We start from the raw sequence: 24,102 nt of genomic DNA, 5'->3' as shown, positions 1-24,102 counted from the left end.
TTCCATTTTTACAAAAGATTTAAGTATAAGTTCCTATAATGATTGGAGGCAGAACTTTTGCTGTCAAAAAATAGTAAAAGTTAAACTTTATGGGAAGTATAATAGCATCAAAACGATAAAGTGACAACTACAAAAATGAAAAGGGAACGAGTTTCCACAAAATCCATCCTACCGTCACCTATAGCCTAATTGAATTTGATCAATAGTTAAGCCTGTAACTTCCGAGATATACAAAATACTCTTATTTTCTTTTAATAATTTAACAGCAGTTTCGATCTGGGATTTATTCATATTAAATTTTCAATTTCTTCTTTAGTAAGTTTAGTATATTTCACAATTTTTTCTATAGGTTCATCATCGGCTAGCATTTCTTTTGCCATAGAAATTTTTACTTTAATTTCAGCATCTTCGATTTTTTGCTGTTCCACAGCTAGGTTATCAAGGTCAGCTTTTACTATTTTTTCATAGGTGCGTAGTTCTTCTTCTGACCAACTAGCTTGATCTATTGCTTGAAACGCCCTTTTTATAATTATATCGCTGCCGATTAAGTGTTCCATTTCTTCTAAGGTACTATGGTGAGCATGTTTAAAGAAGTACGCCCATTTTTCTTCAAGAGTTTCTAGTTGTTCAATTGTTTTATTGAATTTCTTGAGTTCCATAAAAGTAAAGTAAAAGTCTTTTAGATCGTTCTCATAAGTTTTAGTATCAAGTAATCTATGTGTTGATTTCCATTCTTTTTTATCAGGAAACATAATAAAATCAGCAATAGCCAAAAATACTACTCCTTTCAGTTTGGCATATACTGCCATATTCTTATGATTTTCATCTTCTTTGATTATTTGTTTAGAATATGCTTTTGCTGCGTAAAATTGAGCTCTTTTTTCAAAGCCTGAGTGTTTGCTTATCTGCATTTCCACGATGAATTGTACGCCGTGTTTATCTTTACATAACACATCAATAATAGATTGCTTATAAATAGCAATATCTGGGTTTTGAATAGTTTGTAAAAATTCTATTTCAGTAATTTCTTCTTCATCTTTATAACCTAAAACATCATTTAGGAAATGAATAAGTATATCTTTATTTTTTTCAGTACCGAAGATTTGCATAAAAGCAAAGTTATTCTTGGGATCTAAAAAACGAGAAATTGGCATAATAAACAACCTAAATTATATTTAATTCATTATAGCACAGAAGCTATAAAGTACCAAACAATACAATTAGGATAAAATCAGTAAATGAATGAATGATCGTTACTTGGAAGGTTCTTTTATTTCTTCTACGGTTTGTTGCGGTTCTTGGTTTGAAGGTGAAACTCTACCTATTGTTTCATCAATTGAAATTTTAAAATAATCGGCAAGTGCTACTATTACCGCAGTGCTTAAGTTTTTATTAGAATTGTTAATAAATTCAACAATAGGGCTTTCACTAAAGCCTATTTCTCTGCCTAGTTTATAAGGATTAAGATTATTTTTTTGTAGCTTATCATTTATATAATTTCTTAAATTTAATATTGCTTCTTCTAAAGAAATATCATTAAATTTATAATTTTGTGTTGCTACATAATAATCTGTTCTTGCTATAACTTCATCAATAGTACAGTTAAAATACTTAGCGATCTTTAAAATAGTTGTAAGGTCAGGGTTTAATCTTTCTGCATTAATAAGTTTATTAACTGCGTTATAAGAAATACCGCTTTCTTGAGCAAAAATTTTTCTTTTTAAGTTATTTTCTTCTAATTTTTTCTTTAGAAAGATTTGTATAATATTAGCAAGTGCCATGAAATTATGTAAATAAAATAAAAAAAAACCCAGTAACTGTATTTTTCTATTGACATGATTAAGTATTTACAATAAAGTAAATATTGTAGTCGAAATTAACTCTTCGATTACTAGGTCTAAAGCTTTACTCCCTATGATTACCAAAAAATAAAAGGGTAAAGTTTTAGGCTGAACAAATAAACAAAAAGCTAAGTATGTTTTTTTATAAGCCTTATTATTTAGAAATAAAATACAATTTATTACTATTTAAACGGTTTTATAAAAAAATTTAGTTGAATCGGTAAATATAGCATCTTGCAAATTCAGTATTTACCGACTCAAGAACCAATAATTAAAGGCTATCCTTATGACAATATCTAATTATCCTACTAAAATCAACAATATTCTAGCTTCTGCCTTATACCTATGTAGATAATTTAAGTATTTTTACTTTTTTATAGCTAATTTATTCGCCTTTTTAAAGGCTAACCCGGATATTGCATGAAGTGAGATTTAAAGTAAGAAATTGAGTAATTTATAATATTAGCAATGATACTTTTGTAAAAATTTTGCCAAAAAGTGCTTTGAAGCCGTTATTTTCAAATTTTAGATGTAATGCCCCTTACCCCATTTTTTCTAAGCACCGGGAACAGTGCTAATCTAGGTTATTCTAATGCTAATTTCTTCATCACATGATTCCATACCTGTCGGTAAGGATATGATGAAGATAACAAAAACTTAATACGCCTAGTATTACGGATAATTACTACCCCAATTTTTAATAATTTTAAACGTATTGTACCTATTTGTGCTTTTGCTAATGCACTACCTTGTAATAAATTACCTCTGATATATTCTACTAAAGTGTATGCAAGACCCGATAAAATCATTCTGAGCTGATTAGCCCACCATCTATGACAAGAAGTACGATCTGCAAATAATTCTAGTTGTTGCTCTTTTATACGGTTTTCCATATCACCACGACCACAGTAAACTTTGTCGTATAAATCTTCAGGTTTATCTGATAAATTAGTTACTATATACCTTGGATTTTCTCCAAGCATTGTCATTTCTGCCTTACCAATTATTCTACGTTCATGACTCCAACTACCAGCCTTATATGGAAACTCACTAAAAAGACGTTGCTTTTCTTGGGTTATAATAAATGCTGCTTTTGACTTCTCCATTGTAGGTTTCAGTAACTCATTTAGTCTGTTATTTTGGGGCATTCCTACAATATATTTTATATTATGAATATCACACCAATCAAACATCTGATGACGACAAAATCCACTATCACCACGAAAAATAATCTTTACCTCTGGCCAAGCTTGGCGAAAACGTTTTACTAACAATGATAATATTGCCCAAGAATGTTTTGCTTGATCCTGCTTTGACGTCCTAAGATAACTAACTAACAGATGCTTTCCACAAAAAACATACAAAGGTAAAAAGCAATTATGACCGTAATAACCATGATAAAACTTACCTTCCTGTTGCCCATGAATTTCATCATCCGTAGCATCAAAATCAAGTATTAGCTGCTTTGGTACTATTTTATGAGACTTAATAAATTTATCAAGCATTAGTTCATGCACTTTAATTGCAAAGTGTCTATCAGCATTGTTTTCTATACGACATAAGGTAGAACTACTTGCCATATCATCAATTGTTTCCATAGCTGTTTGCATAGCAGGACATTTTCGTAGATAATTGTGGTCATTTAAATCTTCATAACCTAATGCAATACCATAAATTCGTTGCCTCAGCATTGTTGCCATATTATGGGTAATTTTACTACCATCTCGTCTATCAGGAAATATTTTAGCAAGCTCCTCTGTTATACCAAGCCTTTTATCTGCTTCTCTTAATAACAACACACCTCCATCGCTACTAATATCACCTCCAGTGAAATTTATCTCTATTGTCCGATTTTTTACTTTATTGTCCGATTTTTTACTTTGGAAAACTGGTAACTATATGCTATACAATTTGTCATGACAAAATCCTTTGTATTATTCTAATGAAATACCAGTATTATACAGCTTTACGAGGATTTTGTCTCCTATATCTCATGCAATATCCGGGCTAAGGAGGCAATATGTCATGGTATAAGTTTGAAGGAACTTCTAACAATAAACAATTTAGGCAAAGAACCGAAAAAGAACAATTACGAAATATAATTAGTAAATTAGGCTCTATATCTGGTTATTTCACTGGTATGAGATTCGAAGTTAAAAATGGCTTTGAGGAAGTACATAGGCTTCTCATCCAACAACAAAATTATTTGTATTCCATACAACATAGAGCAGAACAGTATTTTTATATTACAGTAATTTTATTCTTAATTTCTTTTGGTCAGCAGCAACTTGGATAAATACCATCTTTTATTTCTGTTTTTTCAGACCAAAATATTTGGATATTATTTTAATTATAATTTAAAAGGTAAAACTATATGACATATTACACTATAACATTGCTATTTATTTTTCTCTTAAGTATTTTAATATTTAAATTTGGAATATATTTAAGAAATAATTTCTCACTAAATAACGAAATATTAAAAAACCTAGAGAAGCTAAATAACACCAATGAAATACAATATCAATTTTGCATCACTTAAATCTAATTTAACTATAAAACCCTTATAGAAAACAAGATTTAATAGAAAAGCTTAATAAAATATTTTAATCTTTTAGTATTAAGCTTTTTCAATTAATATGTCAATTAACATCAATCAGGCAAAGCATGAACTAAAAGAATCTAATATATTTAAGATAGATTTAATTAAAAATATTAGTAATAAATTAGATATATCATGTAATGAAATGCTCTCTGAGCTACTGACACTTTATGGAGTAGAAAAAGATCCTAATAAGAAGAACTCCTTATCTAATATTGTCATAGATTGTGCTAAGGGACTATTAGATTATTCTCATAATCTGGTTAATTTGCTGCATAAAGATGCTAAACTAGTTCCCATAGATCTACAAGCTTTTAATCTAGAGCAATTAGTAAATGAAACTGTTAATAAAATTATACCAGAAGCTAAGGATAAAGGTTTAGATCTTTTTTGTAATTTTCAGTATGATATAGTCAAGATTATTATTGGAGATAGTTACTGGATAAAGGCAATATTAGAACAATTAGTAGCTAATGCAGTTAAATTTACTGAAGAAGGCAAAATTATTGTGACAATTAATTTGTTTCCTACTACTATAGCTGAAGATAATAAGGAGATGGTGCTACAACTTATTATCCATGATACAGGTATTGGCATGTCTGAAGAAATACAGCAATATATTAGAGATCCGAATAGCGAATTTGATTCTGTAACTGGGTATAAAGGATTAAAATTAGGACTTAGCTTTGTTAAAAGACTTATCAACGAAATGCGTGGAGATATTAATGTCGAAAGCGAAGAAGGTAAGAGTACAACTGTTACATGTAATATACCAGTAAAATTGCCTATGTATCATCAATAATTACTAAATAACCTAAGGTCTTGTAAGTAAATTTTACAAGACTTTATACGGACTATTGAAAGAGTCTTAAGTGATTTAAATACGTTACAGCAACAAAACTAAAGGTTATATTCCGTAAGTGTTTATTTATCAAAATTAAGGTCGTTGCATAACAGGGATATGAGTACAAAAATACTTTTTCAACAGTCCGTATACTTGAGGTAAAATCTAACCTATTATAATAAAAATATCTTGATTATTGCCGTTACGTTAACTAATCTTAATAGATGAGAGTAAAGAATGACAAGATATGGTTAAAAATCCAGTAAATTATAAGTATGAAGAGTCTTTAAATTGTTTTTATAGTAAAAGATTATTACAAAAACTTTTGCTATTAAATAAATATGCAATAAATAAGATAAATCTTACTCAAGTTACTAAGGCTATTTACTATGCCAAAAAATATCACAATGGACAAAAACGCAGAACTGGAGAATTATTTTATACTCATTGTTTAGAAGTCGCCTATATGGTATCTGATTACATATTTAAAACTGATATTATTGTTACCGCTATATTACATGATGTTATTGAGGATACAGAATGTACGCAAAAAATGATAGCAGAAGCATTTGGGGATAATATAGCTTATTATGTTGAGGATTTAACCAGAATTAAGAAAGATCATAAGATTAGTGCCGTAGAAATGGTGAAGATATTATATGTGCAAAAGAAAGATGATTTATTACTAATTAAGTTATTTGATAGACTGCATAATATGCAAACAGTCAGGGCTAAGTCTCTTGACAAGATTTGGCAAACAACATCTGAAACTTTACAAATATTTTTAGCTTTAGCTGCTTATTTAAAAATACCTAAAGTTGTTAAGCGATTGGAGGAACATTGCTTAAGTGTAATCTTCAATTATGAAATTTTGCAGAATAGAGTATTAGCAAATAATTAAAATAGCAGCAATTATGTATTTATTTTCAAATTTTGAACTACTAAAAAGCCAAAGAGATTTAATCATGATCTTCTACTTCTAGAACTAAAAAGTTTGTATGTTCCAGAGTTCAGTACACGACATAAAAGTTAACAAGTAGAAAATAATGTAAGGAATATAAAAGTAGAATTAGTGAATATCTAATGAAATAGGAGTAGATAAAGACATTAATAGTCAGTATTATTTGTAGTTGATTAAAAAAATTATATAACTATGAAAGAATCTTTCAGGAGTTTCGCAGTTAAAAAAAATAGGAAGAGTTTATAATAGAGATACACTATCCATCGGATTGGAATAACCTGAACAAGAAAAACCCTATTATAATATCTCTTTAAATCGCTAATTCGGTATTATGAGTTTAAAAAAAATGTATATAAAAAACTTTTTTATTCTATTTACTTTTTACATAACCTTTAAGAAATTTACACAGTTAATTGGAAAACTCCAAACTTAATTTTGTATGATAGGCTAATTTTTAAATTAAGTAATTATATTATGGCAGTTGGAATATTACGTTATTGGAGCTATTTAGCTTTTTATAAGGATATCACAAAACTAGATAAAGCTAGTAATGATCATTATCTAGATAAAATAATAACTAAATTCAGAGAATCTACAATTAAGACAGAGAAGTTATATGGTAATGATAATCTGTTTGCTTTTAGATTAAATGATAAAGAACGTATAATTTGTACTGTTACAAAGTATGATAACAAGGACTGTCTAGTAATCTTAGATATATTACCTAATCATGAATATCATAGTTCTAAATACCTAAATCAAAAAAATACTGTTGAACTATTTCCGAATGACATCAAAATAGTTGCAAGTTCTGTAGCAAATCAAGGAATATTTAAGAATGCTGAACATAAATTGTCGGAATTACCAAAAATATGTAGTACACGTATAAATAATAAAACCATAATAATTGGAAAAAATCAGTTAGAGATTTTGGAGAAAGAAGTTTATCAACCTACTATCTTTAAAATTAGTGGAGTTGCAGGTTCCGGCAAAACAACTATTGCAGAATTATTAATTTATAAAAACCTTAATGATAATAAAATTTTATATGTTACTAAATCAGCAGGGTTAATCTCTGATATAAAAAATAGATGTGAGAAAGCTTTAACAAATGTTATAACAGAAAACAATCCAACCAAAAATTTACCTCAAATAACTTTTAGCACATATCTAACTCTTTGTAGTGACTTGATTTTTAAGAAGCTATTTTCTGAAGATAATTTTAAGAATTTTAATGAATATGTAAGTAATAAACTAAAGGAATCTAAAGAAAAAACCATTCACGAACGAGAAAATCCTTCGTATAAAAACGTACTAGATGCCCTTAGTAAAAATAATAATCTAGATATTAATAAGGAGATAATATCTGTTAATAGACTATACCTACCTGGCTATTTATCAGAGAAATTATATGATCTAGATAAATTCATGGAATGGATTCAAAATATACCATATTTCCAAAAATATGCTGGAAATGAAAAATTGCGGATAGGTCGGGAGATATATGAGGATATTCGTAAATTAAGTGATAAAGGTTCCTCAGAATCAACTAATATGACTCTTGGAAAGAAGGAAAGCTATGGTCACACTATATCTAGTGATATATTTAAGCTGTATACAAAGCATTTGCAGGACACAGGGAATCTTGATTTATCATTAATTGATCCAAGTACTAAGAAAAAATTTCCAGACAATAAACAAGATATTGATCAATATGACTACATTATAGTAGATGAAGCTCAAGATTTAAGAAAATCAGAGTTAAATTATATAAAATCTCTTATGAATAAGAGTGGTAGCATATACTTTTTTATAGACTCTAACCAAAGTTTACTTGATGATTTTAATCTAACATCACAGTATATTCAAGAACTTGCTAATGAATCAGGTCGTATAATAGAGCAGTATAAGTTAACAGATGCATATAGAATGCCTAGCAATATTACTACATTAGCTAGTAAAGTATTACAAATTAAGAGGGAAATAATTGGTGGGGGTTTAAACAAAGATGAGCAAGGAAATATAAAACCGGTAGGGAAAATTGAAGAAGAATTATCATCTAATCTAGCAGAACAATTATTAGATAGTAGTAAATCACCTGGATATATAGGATGGATTGAGATCTCTGACCAAAAATTCGGTAAACAAGGAATACAACAAACAAGTACTGCTAATTTAGATTTATCATCAGCAGAAATATTAACAAATCTAAGGAGTGAAGCTGCAAGATCAATTTCATTAGCAATAATTATTCCTGATAATTCTATTTTAAAAGAGGTAAGAGAGATATTTTCTAATGGGATAGTATTTACTCCAGAAGAGGTAAAAGGTTTAGAGTTTCAGAAAATAGTATTATTTAATTTTTTCTCAGGTAATTATCAATTTAACTATTTAAATAATAAAAATACCCAATTACCTGTTTCTGATTTTAGCAAGAATACTAATTTTCCAAAAGACACGGTACTTGCAAAAGAAATGGGGAAACATTCTCAATTCTTTAGCAATCTTTTTATTGCTATTACTCGTACAACCGATAGTTTATACTTTATTGAAACAAATAAAAAAACAAAAGCGTCATTTTATTTTAAGGAGAAATTTGAAAAATATACTAACAAAGGTAAGCAAATTAAATTGGAAGATTCCTCTATAAGGGAAATTATTGGATGGATTAAAGATAATGGAAATAAATTAGTTCCAGACAAGTTATTAGATTACTGTCAAATAGCTTATGATAAAATAGAAGGCTCCATAGAATCTTTAGAAGCATCTATAGTTCCTAATATTGATAATGATAATGCAGCTGAATACCTTTGGAATATTGTAGAGATTATTAATAGCATGGGCAATACTAGTAATTTGGCAGGTAATGCATCTTTGTTTAATAATTTAAAGAAATTGGCAGAACGTTTGCTTAACCATTTTAAAGATATAGATATTAATGATACAGTATTTAGTAAGCCATTGCATATTGATCATGAAATAGGAAATAGTATATTTGACGACCAAAAATATGCTGATTCACATTTGATTAAAATAGTTAATAAACGTGATCAAAATAATAAATCTGCTTTAGATTATATAACTCAACAAAAACATTATGATCTTGCTTGTATTCTATTACTTCATGGAGCAAATATTAGTTCTCTCTCTGTAGAACAACAACAAAAGTTATTACTATATTCTTCCAATATAACACACGATTCTTACCAACAAGATCATGAGCTGCGTCCAATCGTAGGTTTATTAGCAATTAAGGTACCTGAGGCAGTTCTAAACTATTCAGATGATTATCAATATCCTCGATTATTGGCATACTTTTGTGTACATGGACACACTAAAGTAATTGCATCTTTATTGTGGGCTATTAAAGATCAAGACAGAAAAATAAAAATCATTAATCATGGTGATAATAATTGTACACCATTAGACAGAGCTAATAATAGCCATATAAAACTTAGCGATTATGATCATCTACAGATAATCAAATACTTATTTGAACAAGGAGCAACAAAGGTTGCAAATAATGTTAATCATATTTATCTTACTTTACAATCTGCGGCGTGTAAAGGTCACATAGAGACTTTTAAATATTTTGTAAATCAAGGAGATAAGAAAGACTTTAATACTTATATAGGTTTAGCAACCATAGATAATCATATGAATATTATAGAATATTTATGGCAAAACTATCGTCAGTATACTACTGATTCTGCTGGAAATACTGCATTACATTATGCAGCATGGAGGGGAGGTTTAGCAAGTATAAAATATTTATGTGAAAATGGTGCAGATGTAAATCGTACTAATACTGCTGGAAAAACTCCTCTTGATAATGCAATAGAGTCTAATAACCTAGATGTTATTAAATATCTAGCTTTAGAACATAATGCAAGAGGATTAGCATATAACGAATCTAGGTTTAGTAATATCCATAAATTTCTAAGTATACAACATGATGATATTAATAACATTAGTGATCAGTTTGGTAATAACTTACTACATGATGCAGTAAAATTAGGTAAAATGATATTTATAAACCATCTTGTAGCTCAAGATATAGATATTAATAAACCTAATGCGTTTGGCCTCACTCCATTACATTTAGCAGTACAAAATACTGATGATAATATTACTAAATTCTTATTACAGCATGGTGCTATATATGATATCTCTACCAAGGATAATAAAACTGCACTAGATCTTTCAATATATAGTAATACTAAGACACTGAAAATCGTACATTATCTATTCCAAAGTTCCAATTTATCCCAAGATATTGATAAGATAATTAGTATGTTTTCATCTTACAAAGACGCTTATGATCCAGCTAATCCTATGATTTTTCTTATAAACGTTAGAAATAATCAAGGACAAACATTACTACATAAATCTATTGCTCTAAATGATAAAGATGCTACGCTATTAATATTAGAGTATAATAAATCATATATTGGAATAAGCAACACAATGAAATTAGCTCATGCAAAGGAATATGTAGCGATTGATATCTCTTTACAAGATTTACAAGGTAATACTCCCTTACACTTAGCAGCTCGTAATGGCAATATTGAAATTGTTAATGCATTAATAAGTGAAAACCCGGATATCAATGTGAAAAATAATTTAGGATATACGCCTATATTTATAGCCGGACACCATGGTCATAAAAACATTGTTAAACTTTTATTAGAAAAAATTCATCTACCACAAAATATTAAAGTAGAAAATGTACAGTATAAAATTAAGGATTCAACAAATGCTATAACAAAAGAACTAAAAGTAGAACAAAAAAATGAAATTTTAGATGAGTCTAATGCTCTAGAAGCAGCAGCACAAGTTTCAAAAAATATTATCACTATAGTAGAAAATAATGTGGTATCTATGGGTGAAACACAGGATATGAATATTATATAGTCTCTCTGTACTGTCAAGTTAACTGAAAAATATCTAATTTTTTAAAATCTGTGGTCTGTAAAAACCGCATAGTCTCGTTCACGAAATACTTGTTTTTTGTAAAATGACGGTGCCAATTTCTTTAGTAAAGTAAGCAAAAATTAGGGTTTTGGATTATCAAAAGCATTTTTGCCATGTATGGACATCCCCAATAATGCAAGAAAAAAAATAACATTTAATAGCAAAAAAGCAAATGCAGCCATGTATCCGACTTATAATTGATAAATTACTTTAAATTTATCCTATAGTCCTGATGGAATTCGCTACCTACAAACTTATTACTTATCAATTTGTCGACTTCATTAGCCTGGATATTGCATGAATGTAAGGAAAATACCTTATTAAACCCTTGTGGTATAAGGGATTAAAAATTTATATAAAAATACAATTTGTATTTTTATATTTTATGATACAATCCCCTATAATCCTGATCACTTTAAAGCATAAAGAGATTTTATAATGTTTATCATGCAATATTCAGGCTAGCTTCTTTCTCTAACTTAATAATTAATAAGTAATATAGTTGGTAAATTTTTAGCTTACAAAATTGATCATGGAATTATGTTAGCAACGGATAAAAATTGATACAGTATTAAAATAGACCCATAAATATGCATTTGTTAATTTCTGGATCCATTCCATTATACCATAGTCTCATTAAGATAATGAATGTTGATTATTTAATTTTTGATCAAAAATATTTTTGCCGATTTGAGTCCATTGATCTTGTATTCTTGGGCTCTCAGTCAATTCATTTTGCAGAGAAACCAAAGCACCAAGTAAGCTATTAGTTGGCAAACAGTCAAGTTTTGCTTTTACAACTAAACCTCCCATTTCAATCAAATGACGAGTACGAATTTTCCTTTCTTGAATTTTAAGTTTAGCCTCTTCCGTAACTATTTTAGCCTTCTTTTGTTCTAATTTTAATCTTCGTTTTATGACGTTATCCATATAAATAGTTTAAACTTTTCATTGTTACAATCATCATGAATGCTCAATAAATTTTGGAAGTCAACTGCATAATTATAAGTGTTAAGGAATTCTGCAAATTTTTTCTTGAACAGATCAATATTGGATACAAGTTTTAAGTTTGCAAAGTTCAGTATACAGTATAATGGTGAAATAAAAAACCATTTAAAATCAAAATATCCCTATATCTAAAAACTGAACCAGCAAACTAAGATCAATAAAAACAAATAAAGATGATTACCATTATTCAAAACCTATAAGAAGTAGAGTATGTAATGTCATGTAAGATTGCCGAGGGATGACAGTTAGCTTTGCCGGTGATAAAATAGGCATCTGAATACTTTTGGAGTTTACAGATGCCCGGTAGAAGAATAACAAATCAGCAATACGAGGTATATATGAAATTAAGAAAATCAGGTTTGAATCAAACAATTTGTTCAGCTAAAGCAGGTTTTTCACAACGTAGTGGTAGGAATTTAGAACGTAGGGAAGTGTTATCTTTATCGAAAGGGAAGAAAGTACGTAAGTACCGTAACGATCCATTAGAAGGAGTATGGGAAGGTGTATTAGTTCCTTTATTAGAACAACTACCATATTTAACATCTTGGACATTATTAGAATATCTTCAAGACGAATACCCAGGAAAATATCCGGACAGCATTTTAAGAACTGTTCAGCGACGCACTAGCAAGTGGAGAGCATTATATGGTCCGGAAAAGGAAGTTATCTTTCGCCAGCTTCATGTACCCGGTCGTCAAGGTTTATCGGATTTTACTGCTTTAAAAGGCATAGAGATTACTATTTGTGGTAAACCGTTTAAGCATCTATTGTATCATTTTCGGTTAGCTTATAGTAATTGGTCTTTTATGAAAGTGATTCAGGGCGGAGAAAGTTTTACCGCTCTTTCTCAATCGCTTCAGGATGCATTATGGAGTTTAGGAGGATGTCCTGAAGAACATAGGACTGACAGTTTGTCAGCTGCTTTCAAGAATTTATCGCAAGAGGAGTCAGATGATATAACATGTTCTTATAAAGAAGTATGTGCTCATTATGGCATGCATGCTACAAGAAACAATCGTGGGAAAGGACATGAGAATGGTAGCGTTGAGGCTGCACATGGTCATCTTAAGAGACGTTTAGCCCGGATATTGCATGAGATATAGGAGACAAAATCCTCGTAAAGCTGTATAATACTGGTATTTCATTAGAATAATACAAAGGATTTTGTCATGACAAATTGTATAGCATATAGTTACCAGTTTTCCAAAGTAAAAAATCGGACAATAGAGATAAATTTCACTGGAGGTGATATTAGTAGCGATGGAGGTGTGTTGTTATTAAGAGAAGCAGATAAAAGGCTTGGTATAACAGAGGAGCTTGCTAAAATATTTCCTGATAGACGAGATGGTAGTAAAATTACCCATAATATGGCAACAATGCTGAGGCAACGAATTTATGGTATTGCATTAGGTTATGAAGATTTAAATGACCACAATTATCTACGAAAATGTCCTGCTATGCAAACAGCTATGGAAACAATTGATGATATGGCAAGTAGTTCTACCTTATGTCGTATAGAAAACAATGCTGATAGACACTTTGCAATTAAAGTGCATGAACTAATGCTTGATAAATTTATTAAGTCTCATAAAATAGTACCAAAGCAGCTAATACTTGATTTTGATGCTACGGATGATGAAATTCATGGGCAACAGGAAGGTAAGTTTTATCATGGTTATTACGGTCATAATTGCTTTTTACCTTTGTATGTTTTTTGTGGAAAGCATCTGTTAGTTAGTTATCTTAGGACGTCAAAGCAGGATCAAGCAAAACATTCTTGGGCAATATTATCATTGTTAGTAAAACGTTTTCGCCAAGCTTGGCCAGAGGTAAAGATTATTTTTCGTGGTGATAGTGGATTTTGTCGTCATCAGATGTTTGATTGGTGTGATATTCATAATATAAAATATATTGTAGGAATGCCCCAAAATAACAGACTAAATGAGTTACTGAAACCTACAATGGAGAAGTCAAAAGCAGCATTTATTATAACCCAAGAAAAGCAACGTCTTTTTAGTGAGTTTCCATATAAGGCTGGTAGTTGGAGTCATGAACGTAGAATAATTGGTAAGGCAGAAATGACAATGCTTGGAGAAAATCCAAGGTATATAGTAACTAATTTATCAGATAAACCTGAAGATTTATACGACAAAGTTTACTGTGGTCGTGGTGATATGGAAAACCGTATAAAAGAGCAACAACTAGAATTATTTGCAGATCGTACTTCTTGTCATAGATGGTGGGCTAATCAGCTCAGAATGATTTTATCGGGTCTTGCATACACTTTAGTAGAATATATCAGAGGTAATTTATTACAAGGTAGTGCATTAGCAAAAGCACAAATAGGTACAATACGTTTAAAATTATTAAAAATTGGGGTAGTAATTATCCGTAATACTAGGCGTATTAAGTTTTTGTTATCTTCATCATATCCTTACCGACAGGTATGGAATCATGTGATGAAGAAATTAGCATTAGAATAACCTAGATTAGCACTGTTCCCGGTGCTTAGAAAAAATGGGGTAAGGGGCATTACATCTAAAATTTGAAAATAACGGCTTCAAAGCATTTTTTGGCAAAATTTTTACAAAAGTATCATTGCTAATATTATAAATTACTCAATTTCTTACTTTAAATCTCACTTCATGCAATATCCGGGTTAGAGCAAGCTCTTTTATTGCGTGGTTCTTATAATTTTGAATCTATAGATGACTATCAAAATTTTATAGACTCTGTTGTTCAACGACACAATAATCGTCATCAACCACAACTTTATATTGAACGATCTTATTTAAAAGGATTGCCGGCCCACAGAACTATAGATTTTAGCCAAACAACAGCTAGGGTGACAACTTCTAGCACTATTACAGTAAAAAAAGTTATGTATAGTGTACCTTCCAGATTAATAGGGTATCAATTAGGAATACATATTTATGATGATCGTTTGTCATGTTACTTGGGAAGTGATCATGTTTTGGATTTACCTAGAGTAAGAGGGGATGACAAGCAAAAAGCAGCTAGATGCATTAATTATCGTCATTTAATTAATAGCTTGGTACGTAAACCCGGAGCTTTTCGCTATTCTATTCTGCGGGATGACATACTACCAACTCCTATATATAAAAAAATTTGGTTGCTAATTGATCAACATTGTACACCACGTCAGGCTAATAAATTGATGGTAGGTATTTTAAAGCTTGCAGCAGATTATAACTGTGAGCAACAATTAGGAGAATTTGTTGTGTCATCCCTAATTAAAGGTAAGGTTCCTTGTTTAGGAACGTTACAAAACCGATATCAACCTTGTATGAAGTTAGTACCTCCTCCTGTAGAAATTAAGCAACATTCACTACAAACATATAATCATCTTTTGCCTTCATTTTTAGTAAGAGAGGTTAGCCATGCATAATGCTACAGCACTACCTATACTTTTAAAAGAGTTACGTCTACCTACTATACTTGAATTATGGCAATCGATTTTACAAAAAGCAGAGCATGAGGGATGGGATTATACTAACCCGGATATTGCATGAAGTGAGATTTAAAGTAAGAAATTGAGTAATTTATAATATTAGCAATGATACTTTTGTAAAAATTTTGCCAAAAAGTGCTTTGAAGCCGTTATTTTCAAATTTTAGATGTAATGCCCCTTACCCCATTTTTTCTAAGCACCGGGAACAGTGCTAATCTAGGTTATTCTAATGCTAATTTCTTCATCACATGATTCCATACCTGTCGGTAAGGATATGATGAAGATAACAAAAACTTAATACGCCTAGTATTACGGATAATTACTACCCCAATTTTTAATAATTTTAAACGTATTGTACCTATTTGTGCTTTTGCTAATGCACTACCTTGTAATAAATTACCTCTGATATATTCTACTAAAGTGTATGCAAGACCCGATAAAATCATTCTGAGCTGATTAGCCCACCATCTATGACAAGAAGTACGATCTGCAAATAATTCTAGTTGTTGCTCTTTTATACGGTTTTCCATATCACCACGACCACAGTAAACTTTGTCGTATAAATCTTCAGGTTTATCTGATAAATTAGTTACTATATACCTTGGATTTTCTCCAAGCATTGTCATTTCTGCCTTACCAATTATTCTACGTTCATGACTCCAACTACCAGCCTTATATGGAAACTCACTAAAAAGACGTTGCTTTTCTTGGGTTATAATAAATGCTGCTTTTGACTTCTCCATTGTAGGTTTCAGTAACTCATTTAGTCTGTTATTTTGGGGCATTCCTACAATATATTTTATATTATGAATATCACACCAATCAAACATCTGATGACGACAAAATCCACTATCACCACGAAAAATAATCTTTACCTCTGGCCAAGCTTGGCGAAAACGTTTTACTAACAATGATAATATTGCCCAAGAATGTTTTGCTTGATCCTGCTTTGACGTCCTAAGATAACTAACTAACAGATGCTTTCCACAAAAAACATACAAAGGTAAAAAGCAATTATGACCGTAATAACCATGATAAAACTTACCTTCCTGTTGCCCATGAATTTCATCATCCGTAGCATCAAAATCAAGTATTAGCTGCTTTGGTACTATTTTATGAGACTTAATAAATTTATCAAGCATTAGTTCATGCACTTTAATTGCAAAGTGTCTATCAGCATTGTTTTCTATACGACATAAGGTAGAACTACTTGCCATATCATCAATTGTTTCCATAGCTGTTTGCATAGCAGGACATTTTCGTAGATAATTGTGGTCATTTAAATCTTCATAACCTAATGCAATACCATAAATTCGTTGCCTCAGCATTGTTGCCATATTATGGGTAATTTTACTACCATCTCGTCTATCAGGAAATATTTTAGCAAGCTCCTCTGTTATACCAAGCCTTTTATCTGCTTCTCTTAATAACAACACACCTCCATCGCTACTAATATCACCTCCAGTGAAATTTATCTCTATTGTCCGATTTTTTACTTTGGAAAACTGGTAACTATATGCTATACAATTTGTCATGACAAAATCCTTTGTATTATTCTAATGAAATACCAGTATTATACAGCTTTACGAGGATTTTGTCTCCTATATCTCATGCAATATCCGGGCTAAGTTTTTATCTATCCTTTTTGAATACGAAGTAGAAGCTCGTCAGAGGAAAAAGATTCAAACTTATTTAAGAAAAGCTCATCTACCGGTAGGTAAATCTTTAGCTACTTTTGATTTTAGTCAGGTTCAAACTTTAAATAAAGCAAAAGTAGATGACCTAGCTTGTAATATTAGTTGGGTTAAGCGAGCCGAAAATTTATTAGTTTTTGGTCCATCCGGGGTAGGAAAAAGTCATTTAGTTGCTGCACTAGGGTATGCATTGGTAGAAAAAAATATCAGAGTACTCTTTACTTCCCCCACTAAGCTTGTTCAAAATCTGCAAGCCTCTCGTCGAGATTGTCGCCTTCCGGCAGAACTTGCTAAACTTGATAAATATGATGTTATTATCCTTGATGATATAGGATATGTACGTAAGGATGAAGCTGAAACGCATGTTTTGTTCGAACTGATTGCTCAGCGATATGAATCAGGGAGTCTTATTGTTACATCTAATCAGCCTTTTAGTGAATGGGATAGTATTTTTGCTACAAACTCTATGACTGTAGCAGCTATCGATAGGCTAATTCATCATTCTACGATTCTAGAAATTAATTCTGAAAGTTATAGGAAAAAACATGCTCTTAAACAAACTTAATACTTACAGAAAAACAATTATAAAATCAAGTATGACACAAATTTAACGTTGTTATATCTAGAATTTAAACTTAAGTAAATATTCCAATATTATAAAGCATTAACAAAAAGGAGGCTTATTTATGCAAACTTATCCACCCTCTTACCGGCAAAGTTAGCTGTCATCCCCAGGCAATAAATTTTGTCGTTGCATACAAATTATATGACTGACTCGAAAACTGAGCTTATTTATTTTAAAAAATATCAAAATTTAGAAGAAGCAAAACTCGATATATTTACCTATATTTTTACTTTTTATAACCAAAAACGGAGGCACTCTACATTAAATTATCAAACTCCAAATGAGTACGAGTTACATTATAAAAAAATTAAAAACAGCTCTCTTTAATTTGTCTGTTTTTTTGTTGCAAGATCATTTATGATCCTCTACTGTACTTTGTAATTCTTCCTGCTTATTGAACTCTTGATCCATTGCTTTTAATCAATATCCTAATTATCTAACTGATTTTCATCCCACTAGAGACCCACTCTAAATAAAATCCTAAAATAATACCAATAGCTACAATTGCTCCGGCAAGTCTTAAATTACCCCTGACTACTGCCCAGATTGAGGACAAAATCGTTGCCCCTGATGATATCCCGATAGTTTTCAGTTTACCAGTAGAGAGCCCACCAATGCGATCTAACTGTCCTTCTAATGTTTCTCCTAAAGCTACTTCAGATAGTATTACATTTACACAAAAAATTAATAATACCGGTAATAAAGGATATATTATTCTTAAACACTGTTTATTATTTTCTTTTTCTATTACATCTTTGTTTTTTACATTCATGATGCTTCTCTTCTTTGTTATTAGTTAACTTTATTACTTCTTGTTCTAAATCAAACTTAATAAGTCTAATTGGTGTTGGTTTGCTTTTAGTAAAATTCAGCATTAAATCTTGGATCGTACCATTTTCTCCAATTAGGGTTAAGTAAAGCTTAGTTTGATCTTGCTGCGGCAAAATAAATAAACAGCCTGAATCATGTACTACTACTTCTGCAGCTTCCTGCGGATGAATAAAGATATCATTAATCTTTTCTCCTTCGATATTAATCCTAGTTGGAGCGTCTTTTGCTATTTGCAGCTCTAACAAAGAATCAGCATGTAACATATAGCTTATCCCATAAGCATTACTACTAAAGCTTGCAAGCATTATGCCAACAAAAACTACTAAGATCTGCAATTCTGACTTCAAACTCTTCATTGCTTATTTACCTCTTCTTCTTTAATACCAGTAAGTAACAACAAATGATTAGCTCCTCGCTTGTAAGTTAATAAATAAGTTTTATCAGCATGTAATCAGCAATAATCTCTTATTATATTTAACTAGCTGCTGAATAGAGCTTTGCTTAAATAAATGATCCATTACTTACCTACCTTTTTCCCAAGCAAATTAGGATAAGAAGTAGGAGCATATAGCCATTTCTTAGCGACTAAATAACTCTTAAGTATAAAATATTCTGATAATTTCTTAAACTTCTTAAATGCATAACAAAGTACAACTCCAGCTATAATGCATATCATCCCAAGCTTAGCATGTCCGCTATTTAGTAACACTATCCCAGGTACTATACCAAGTAAGATAACTAACCACTCATCTAAGCTTAAACCCATATATTTTAAGGAAGTAGATAGTGACCAATATAATCTTTGATTAGCACAATTATTATCCATATTAATTAAGTGATGTTTCCATTAATAGATAAGTTTTGCTAGTCATGACATTAACCCGGATATTGCATGAGATATAGGAGACAAAATCCTCGTAAAGCTGTATAATACTGGTATTTCATTAGAATAATACAAAGGATTTTGTCATGACAAATTGTATAGCATATAGTTACCAGTTTTCCAAAGTAAAAAATCGGACAATAGAGATAAATTTCACTGGAGGTGATATTAGTAGCGATGGAGGTGTGTTGTTATTAAGAGAAGCAGATAAAAGGCTTGGTATAACAGAGGAGCTTGCTAAAATATTTCCTGATAGACGAGATGGTAGTAAAATTACCCATAATATGGCAACAATGCTGAGGCAACGAATTTATGGTATTGCATTAGGTTATGAAGATTTAAATGACCACAATTATCTACGAAAATGTCCTGCTATGCAAACAGCTATGGAAACAATTGATGATATGGCAAGTAGTTCTACCTTATGTCGTATAGAAAACAATGCTGATAGCCCGGATATTGCATGAAGTGAGATTTAAAGTAAGAAATTGAGTAATTTATAATATTAGCAATGATACTTTTGTAAAAATTTTGCCAAAAAGTGCTTTGAAGCCGTTATTTTCAAATTTTAGATGTAATGCCCCTTACCCCATTTTTTCTAAGCACCGGGAACAGTGCTAATCTAGGTTATTCTAATGCTAATTTCTTCATCACATGATTCCATACCTGTCGGTAAGGATATGATGAAGATAACAAAAACTTAATACGCCTAGTATTACGGATAATTACTACCCCAATTTTTAATAATTTTAAACGTATTGTACCTATTTGTGCTTTTGCTAATGCACTACCTTGTAATAAATTACCTCTGATATATTCTACTAAAGTGTATGCAAGACCCGATAAAATCATTCTGAGCTGATTAGCCCACCATCTATGACAAGAAGTACGATCTGCAAATAATTCTAGTTGTTGCTCTTTTATACGGTTTTCCATATCACCACGACCACAGTAAACTTTGTCGTATAAATCTTCAGGTTTATCTGATAAATTAGTTACTATATACCTTGGATTTTCTCCAAGCATTGTCATTTCTGCCTTACCAATTATTCTACGTTCATGACTCCAACTACCAGCCTTATATGGAAACTCACTAAAAAGACGTTGCTTTTCTTGGGTTATAATAAATGCTGCTTTTGACTTCTCCATTGTAGGTTTCAGTAACTCATTTAGTCTGTTATTTTGGGGCATTCCTACAATATATTTTATATTATGAATATCACACCAATCAAACATCTGATGACGACAAAATCCACTATCACCACGAAAAATAATCTTTACCTCTGGCCAAGCTTGGCGAAAACGTTTTACTAACAATGATAATATTGCCCAAGAATGTTTTGCTTGATCCTGCTTTGACGTCCTAAGATAACTAACTAACAGATGCTTTCCACAAAAAACATACAAAGGTAAAAAGCAATTATGACCGTAATAACCATGATAAAACTTACCTTCCTGTTGCCCATGAATTTCATCATCCGTAGCATCAAAATCAAGTATTAGCTGCTTTGGTACTATTTTATGAGACTTAATAAATTTATCAAGCATTAGTTCATGCACTTTAATTGCAAAGTGTCTATCAGCATTGTTTTCTATACGACATAAGGTAGAACTACTTGCCATATCATCAATTGTTTCCATAGCTGTTTGCATAGCAGGACATTTTCGTAGATAATTGTGGTCATTTAAATCTTCATAACCTAATGCAATACCATAAATTCGTTGCCTCAGCATTGTTGCCATATTATGGGTAATTTTACTACCATCTCGTCTATCAGGAAATATTTTAGCAAGCTCCTCTGTTATACCAAGCCTTTTATCTGCTTCTCTTAATAACAACACACCTCCATCGCTACTAATATCACCTCCAGTGAAATTTATCTCTATTGTCCGATTTTTTACTTTGGAAAACTGGTAACTATATGCTATACAATTTGTCATGACAAAATCCTTTGTATTATTCTAATGAAATACCAGTATTATACAGCTTTACGAGGATTTTGTCTCCTATATCTCATGCAATATCCGGGATAGACACTTTGCAATTAAAGTGCATGAACTAATGCTTGATAAATTTATTAAGTCTCATAAAATAGTACCAAAGCAGCTAATACTTGATTTTGATGCTACGGATGATGAAATTCATGGGCAACAGGAAGGTAAGTTTTATCATGGTTATTACGGTCATAATTGCTTTTTACCTTTGTATGTTTTTTGTGGAAAGCATCTGTTAGTTAGTTATCTTAGGACGTCAAAGCAGGATCAAGCAAAACATTCTTGGGCAATATTATCATTGTTAGTAAAACGTTTTCGCCAAGCTTGGCCAGAGGTAAAGATTATTTTTCGTGGTGATAGTGGATTTTGTCGTCATCAGATGTTTGATTGGTGTGATATTCATAATATAAAATATATTGTAGGAATGCCCCAAAATAACAGACTAAATGAGTTACTGAAACCTACAATGGAGAAGTCAAAAGCAGCATTTATTATAACCCAAGAAAAGCAACGTCTTTTTAGTGAGTTTCCATATAAGGCTGGTAGTTGGAGTCATGAACGTAGAATAATTGGTAAGGCAGAAATGACAATGCTTGGAGAAAATCCAAGGTATATAGTAACTAATTTATCAGATAAACCTGAAGATTTATACGACAAAGTTTACTGTGGTCGTGGTGATATGGAAAACCGTATAAAAGAGCAACAACTAGAATTATTTGCAGATCGTACTTCTTGTCATAGATGGTGGGCTAATCAGCTCAGAATGATTTTATCGGGTCTTGCATACACTTTAGTAGAATATATCAGAGGTAATTTATTACAAGGTAGTGCATTAGCAAAAGCACAAATAGGTACAATACGTTTAAAATTATTAAAAATTGGGGTAGTAATTATCCGTAATACTAGGCGTATTAAGTTTTTGTTATCTTCATCATATCCTTACCGACAGGTATGGAATCATGTGATGAAGAAATTAGCATTAGAATAACCTAGATTAGCACTGTTCCCGGTGCTTAGAAAAAATGGGGTAAGGGGCATTACATCTAAAATTTGAAAATAACGGCTTCAAAGCACTTTTTGGCAAAATTTTTACAAAAGTATCATTGCTAATATTATAAATTACTCAATTTCTTACTTTAAATCTCACTTCATGCAATATCCGGGTTAACATCCTAATTTTTACATTGCCAGTGGAGTTTTAAGCCATAACAAAAAAAGCTGTAATTCATCTAAAACTGTGCCTATCTGGAGATAGAATCTATAGCTCTATCCATGAATTTGTTGATAACTAGCAGTAATTTTGCTAGTATTAACGAAATAAATTATTGGTGAGTTGTGTATGTTTAGAAGTGATGTAGAGTTAAAATTAGAATGTTTAAAACTTGCTATTCAGTCCTGCTGTAGTTATGATGCTGTGGATCTTGCAAAACAATATTATCGTTTCCTTATAGAAAATAGTGAAAATGTGCCGATGCAATTTTCTATCAATAAGGTAAGTTTAAATTAGTATTCATAGAATATGAACATCTTTGTTACTGATATTTCTCCTATTGTATCTGCCCAAGCATTAGATGATAAGCGTGTTGTTAAAATGATACTTGAATCTGCACAATTATTAAGTTCGGCAATTTTCATCAACAGTCAATCCATTTATAATGACATATATAAACCAACTCATTTAAAACATCCTTGTACTATTTGGACTTCTGTGAATATTGCTAATTGGAATTGGCTCTTTAAACACTTCGAAGCTTTATGTTTAGAGTATAAATTTCGTTTTAATAAGTTACATAAAACAGAAATATTGTTATCCACCTTACCAAAATATAATTATTATCTTCCTAATAGTACAATAACTACATTTATTAATTGTACTAGATCAAAAATCTTAAACTTAGATTTTACTAGTGTATCTAATGTATGTATAGCTTATCAAAAATACCTTAGTGCTAAATGGTATCATGATAAGATAAAACCTCGATGGTCTAAAAGAAATATGCCATATTGGTTTACATATCATGAATCGGTAAATCTCACTACATTAATTTGAAGATAGAATACCATAATACTCTATGTGTTATTTATGAACCTGTCCTGATTTGCGTAGGTTCTTCTAGAATATTTGATATTTCAGTACACGGTAAATTTTGTCCTACTTGTTAGTATTTATCTTTTGAATAATACTAGCAATTACTATTATCGAAAAAGTTAATTTATAATAATAGAGAGCTTTCTTATTACTAATTTATGCGAATAAGAATCTAAACTTACACTATATTTTATAACAAATGACTTAAGTTTAAAATACTGTATTATTAAAATCTGCTTTATAATCAAGGTCTTTTATTATATTTGCTATAACATAGTGTAAG

Annotated in this window: 23 protein-coding genes and 1 pseudogene; 14 read left to right on the top strand and 10 right to left on the bottom strand. The window is 30.7% G+C overall.

Annotated features, from left to right (window positions below; genetic code table 11):
- Window positions 1-287: 287 nt before the first annotated feature.
- The 3 genes from AAGD48_RS01750 to AAGD48_RS01740 form a co-directional block, all read right to left on the bottom strand.
- On the bottom strand, window positions 288-1,154 hold the full coding sequence (locus AAGD48_RS01750; protein ID WP_341790207.1) for an Rpn family recombination-promoting nuclease/putative transposase: 867 nt from the start codon (window positions 1,152-1,154) through the stop codon (window positions 288-290).
- A 99-nt stretch (window positions 1,155-1,253) separates the two neighbouring features.
- Entirely contained in the window at window positions 1,254-1,781 is a 528-nt protein-coding gene (locus tag AAGD48_RS01745; protein ID WP_341790206.1) for a helix-turn-helix domain-containing protein, read from the bottom strand.
- 644 nt (window positions 1,782-2,425) lie between these two features.
- Window positions 2,426-3,685, bottom strand: a complete 1,260-nt coding sequence (locus AAGD48_RS01740) for an IS1380 family transposase (RefSeq protein ID WP_341790812.1) — start codon at window positions 3,683-3,685, stop codon at window positions 2,426-2,428.
- A gap of 176 nt (window positions 3,686-3,861) precedes the next feature.
- Between AAGD48_RS01740 and AAGD48_RS01735 the strand changes: the two genes are divergently transcribed.
- The 5 genes from AAGD48_RS01735 (at window position 3,862) to AAGD48_RS01715 (ending at window position 11,162) form a co-directional block, all read left to right on the top strand.
- Window positions 3,862-4,137 (top strand): hypothetical protein, encoded by a 276-nt coding sequence (locus AAGD48_RS01735; RefSeq protein ID WP_341790205.1) that lies wholly within the window; start codon window positions 3,862-3,864, stop codon window positions 4,135-4,137.
- 78 nt (window positions 4,138-4,215) lie between these two features.
- Entirely contained in the window at window positions 4,216-4,383 is a 168-nt protein-coding gene (locus AAGD48_RS01730) for a hypothetical protein (protein WP_341790204.1), read from the top strand.
- A gap of 97 nt (window positions 4,384-4,480) precedes the next feature.
- Window positions 4,481-5,245, top strand: a complete 765-nt coding sequence (locus tag AAGD48_RS01725) for a sensor histidine kinase (RefSeq protein ID WP_341790203.1) — start codon at window positions 4,481-4,483, stop codon at window positions 5,243-5,245.
- A gap of 289 nt (window positions 5,246-5,534) precedes the next feature.
- Window positions 5,535-6,188 (top strand): HD domain-containing protein, encoded by a 654-nt coding sequence (locus AAGD48_RS01720; protein ID WP_341790202.1) that lies wholly within the window; start codon window positions 5,535-5,537, stop codon window positions 6,186-6,188.
- A gap of 534 nt (window positions 6,189-6,722) precedes the next feature.
- On the top strand, window positions 6,723-11,162 hold the full coding sequence (locus AAGD48_RS01715) for an ankyrin repeat domain-containing protein (RefSeq protein ID WP_341790201.1): 4,440 nt from the start codon (window positions 6,723-6,725) through the stop codon (window positions 11,160-11,162).
- A 696-nt stretch (window positions 11,163-11,858) separates the two neighbouring features.
- Here the strand turns inward: AAGD48_RS01715 and AAGD48_RS01710 are convergent.
- Window positions 11,859-12,152, bottom strand: a complete 294-nt coding sequence (locus tag AAGD48_RS01710; RefSeq protein ID WP_341790039.1) for a conjugal transfer protein TraD — start codon at window positions 12,150-12,152, stop codon at window positions 11,859-11,861.
- A 374-nt stretch (window positions 12,153-12,526) separates the two neighbouring features.
- On the opposite strand from AAGD48_RS01710, the gene istA reads away from it, so the two are divergent.
- The 4 genes from istA to AAGD48_RS01690 all read left to right on the top strand — a co-directional run bounded on the left by istA (window position 12,527) and on the right by AAGD48_RS01690 (window position 15,763).
- Window positions 12,527-13,333 (top strand): IS21 family transposase, encoded by an 807-nt coding sequence (gene istA / locus AAGD48_RS01705; protein ID WP_341790038.1) that lies wholly within the window; start codon window positions 12,527-12,529, stop codon window positions 13,331-13,333.
- Window positions 13,334-13,399: 66 nt separating this feature from the next.
- On the top strand, window positions 13,400-14,713 hold the full coding sequence (locus AAGD48_RS01700; protein WP_341789277.1) for an IS1380 family transposase: 1,314 nt from the start codon (window positions 13,400-13,402) through the stop codon (window positions 14,711-14,713).
- Window positions 14,714-14,907: 194 nt separating this feature from the next.
- A complete protein-coding gene (locus tag AAGD48_RS01695; RefSeq protein ID WP_341790200.1) occupies window positions 14,908-15,639 on the top strand; it encodes a Mu transposase domain-containing protein in 732 nt (243 codons plus the stop codon).
- Entirely contained in the window at window positions 15,632-15,763 is a 132-nt protein-coding gene (locus AAGD48_RS01690) for a hypothetical protein (protein ID WP_341790199.1), read from the top strand. The genes AAGD48_RS01695 and AAGD48_RS01690 overlap by 8 nt, the downstream gene beginning before the upstream one ends.
- A 160-nt stretch (window positions 15,764-15,923) precedes the next feature.
- On the opposite strand, the gene AAGD48_RS01685 is transcribed toward AAGD48_RS01690, so the two are convergent.
- Window positions 15,924-17,237, bottom strand: coding sequence for an IS1380 family transposase (locus AAGD48_RS01685; RefSeq protein WP_341789277.1), 1,314 nt, complete (start codon window positions 17,235-17,237; stop codon window positions 15,924-15,926).
- A gap of 37 nt (window positions 17,238-17,274) precedes the next feature.
- On the opposite strand from AAGD48_RS01685, the gene istB reads away from it, so the two are divergent.
- Window positions 17,275-17,961 (top strand): IS21-like element helper ATPase IstB, encoded by a 687-nt coding sequence (gene istB, locus AAGD48_RS01680; protein WP_341790811.1) that lies wholly within the window; start codon window positions 17,275-17,277, stop codon window positions 17,959-17,961.
- Between the two features lie 201 nt (window positions 17,962-18,162).
- The gene (locus AAGD48_RS01675) at window positions 18,163-18,348 is read left to right on the top strand and encodes an IS3 family transposase (protein WP_341790198.1); all 186 of its coding nucleotides are present in this window, start codon (window positions 18,163-18,165) and stop codon (window positions 18,346-18,348) included.
- 109 nt (window positions 18,349-18,457) lie between these two features.
- Here AAGD48_RS01675 and AAGD48_RS01670 read toward each other — a convergent pair whose 3' ends face one another.
- The 4 genes and pseudogenes from AAGD48_RS01670 to AAGD48_RS01655 all read right to left on the bottom strand — a co-directional run bounded on the left by AAGD48_RS01670 (window position 18,458) and on the right by AAGD48_RS01655 (window position 19,678).
- Window positions 18,458-18,793: a hypothetical protein gene (locus AAGD48_RS01670; RefSeq protein WP_341790197.1), complete on the bottom strand. Its 336-nt coding sequence runs from the start codon at window positions 18,791-18,793 to the stop codon at window positions 18,458-18,460.
- Window positions 18,753-19,208, bottom strand: coding sequence for a hypothetical protein (locus AAGD48_RS01665; protein WP_341790196.1), 456 nt, complete (start codon window positions 19,206-19,208; stop codon window positions 18,753-18,755). The genes AAGD48_RS01670 and AAGD48_RS01665 overlap by 41 nt, the downstream gene beginning before the upstream one ends.
- Window positions 19,205-19,294, bottom strand: a pseudogene (locus tag AAGD48_RS01660) (conjugal transfer protein); the annotation flags it as partial. The gene AAGD48_RS01665 and the pseudogene AAGD48_RS01660, both read right to left, overlap by 4 nt.
- A gap of 75 nt (window positions 19,295-19,369) precedes the next feature.
- Entirely contained in the window at window positions 19,370-19,678 is a 309-nt protein-coding gene (locus tag AAGD48_RS01655) for a hypothetical protein (protein ID WP_341790195.1), read from the bottom strand.
- Window positions 19,679-19,821: 143 nt separating this feature from the next.
- Between AAGD48_RS01655 and AAGD48_RS01650 the strand changes: the two genes are divergently transcribed.
- Window positions 19,822-20,202, top strand: a complete 381-nt coding sequence (locus AAGD48_RS01650; RefSeq protein WP_341790194.1) for a transposase — start codon at window positions 19,822-19,824, stop codon at window positions 20,200-20,202.
- 160 nt (window positions 20,203-20,362) lie between these two features.
- Here the strand turns inward: AAGD48_RS01650 and AAGD48_RS01645 are convergent, their stop codons facing one another.
- Window positions 20,363-21,676 (bottom strand): IS1380 family transposase, encoded by a 1,314-nt coding sequence (locus AAGD48_RS01645; RefSeq protein ID WP_341789277.1) that lies wholly within the window; start codon window positions 21,674-21,676, stop codon window positions 20,363-20,365.
- Window positions 21,677-21,797: 121 nt separating this feature from the next.
- Between AAGD48_RS01645 and AAGD48_RS01640 the strand changes: the two genes are divergently transcribed.
- Window positions 21,798-22,718, top strand: coding sequence for an IS1380 family transposase (locus AAGD48_RS01640; RefSeq protein ID WP_341789433.1), 921 nt, complete (start codon window positions 21,798-21,800; stop codon window positions 22,716-22,718).
- Between the two features lie 531 nt (window positions 22,719-23,249).
- The gene (locus AAGD48_RS10605) at window positions 23,250-23,780 is read left to right on the top strand and encodes a pyrimidine dimer DNA glycosylase/endonuclease V (RefSeq protein ID WP_395477344.1); all 531 of its coding nucleotides are present in this window, start codon (window positions 23,250-23,252) and stop codon (window positions 23,778-23,780) included.
- Window positions 23,781-24,102 lie beyond the last annotated feature (322 nt).

This window comes from Rickettsia endosymbiont of Polydrusus tereticollis (genome assembly GCF_964026385.1).
Taxonomy (GTDB): Bacteria; Pseudomonadota; Alphaproteobacteria; order Rickettsiales; family Rickettsiaceae; genus Rickettsia.
Note: the sequence above shows the minus strand (reverse complement) of the source record. Positions and strands in the feature narration are given on the sequence as shown.

Bases quoted from the DNA above. Each gene is read 5' to 3' on its own strand.
- AAGD48_RS01675 (WP_341790198.1), top strand. From the start codon at position 18,163: ATGACTGACTCGAAAACTGAGCTTATTTATTTTAAAAAATATCAAAAT.
- AAGD48_RS01645 (WP_341789277.1), bottom strand. From the start codon at position 21,676: ATGACAAATTGTATAGCATATAGTTACCAGTTTTCCAAAGTAAAAAAT.
- AAGD48_RS01665 (WP_341790196.1), bottom strand. From the start codon at position 19,208: ATGAAGAGTTTGAAGTCAGAATTGCAGATCTTAGTAGTTTTTGTTGGC.
- AAGD48_RS01650 (WP_341790194.1), top strand. From the start codon at position 19,822: ATGACAAATTGTATAGCATATAGTTACCAGTTTTCCAAAGTAAAAAAT.
- AAGD48_RS01745 (WP_341790206.1), bottom strand. From the start codon at position 1,781: ATGGCACTTGCTAATATTATACAAATCTTTCTAAAGAAAAAATTAGAA.
- AAGD48_RS01725 (WP_341790203.1), top strand. From the start codon at position 4,481: ATGTCAATTAACATCAATCAGGCAAAGCATGAACTAAAAGAATCTAAT.
- AAGD48_RS01715 (WP_341790201.1), top strand. From the start codon at position 6,723: ATGGCAGTTGGAATATTACGTTATTGGAGCTATTTAGCTTTTTATAAG.
- AAGD48_RS10605 (WP_395477344.1), top strand. From the start codon at position 23,250: ATGAACATCTTTGTTACTGATATTTCTCCTATTGTATCTGCCCAAGCA.
- AAGD48_RS01720 (WP_341790202.1), top strand. From the start codon at position 5,535: ATGGTTAAAAATCCAGTAAATTATAAGTATGAAGAGTCTTTAAATTGT.
- AAGD48_RS01655 (WP_341790195.1), bottom strand. From the start codon at position 19,678: ATGGATAATAATTGTGCTAATCAAAGATTATATTGGTCACTATCTACT.
- AAGD48_RS01735 (WP_341790205.1), top strand. From the start codon at position 3,862: ATGTCATGGTATAAGTTTGAAGGAACTTCTAACAATAAACAATTTAGG.
- AAGD48_RS01685 (WP_341789277.1), bottom strand. From the start codon at position 17,237: ATGACAAATTGTATAGCATATAGTTACCAGTTTTCCAAAGTAAAAAAT.
- istA (WP_341790038.1), top strand. From the start codon at position 12,527: ATGCCCGGTAGAAGAATAACAAATCAGCAATACGAGGTATATATGAAA.
- AAGD48_RS01730 (WP_341790204.1), top strand. From the start codon at position 4,216: ATGACATATTACACTATAACATTGCTATTTATTTTTCTCTTAAGTATT.
- AAGD48_RS01700 (WP_341789277.1), top strand. From the start codon at position 13,400: ATGACAAATTGTATAGCATATAGTTACCAGTTTTCCAAAGTAAAAAAT.
- AAGD48_RS01640 (WP_341789433.1), top strand. From the start codon at position 21,798: ATGCTTGATAAATTTATTAAGTCTCATAAAATAGTACCAAAGCAGCTA.
- AAGD48_RS01670 (WP_341790197.1), bottom strand. From the start codon at position 18,793: ATGAATGTAAAAAACAAAGATGTAATAGAAAAAGAAAATAATAAACAG.
- AAGD48_RS01750 (WP_341790207.1), bottom strand. From the start codon at position 1,154: ATGCCAATTTCTCGTTTTTTAGATCCCAAGAATAACTTTGCTTTTATG.
- AAGD48_RS01690 (WP_341790199.1), top strand. From the start codon at position 15,632: ATGCATAATGCTACAGCACTACCTATACTTTTAAAAGAGTTACGTCTA.
- AAGD48_RS01710 (WP_341790039.1), bottom strand. From the start codon at position 12,152: ATGGATAACGTCATAAAACGAAGATTAAAATTAGAACAAAAGAAGGCT.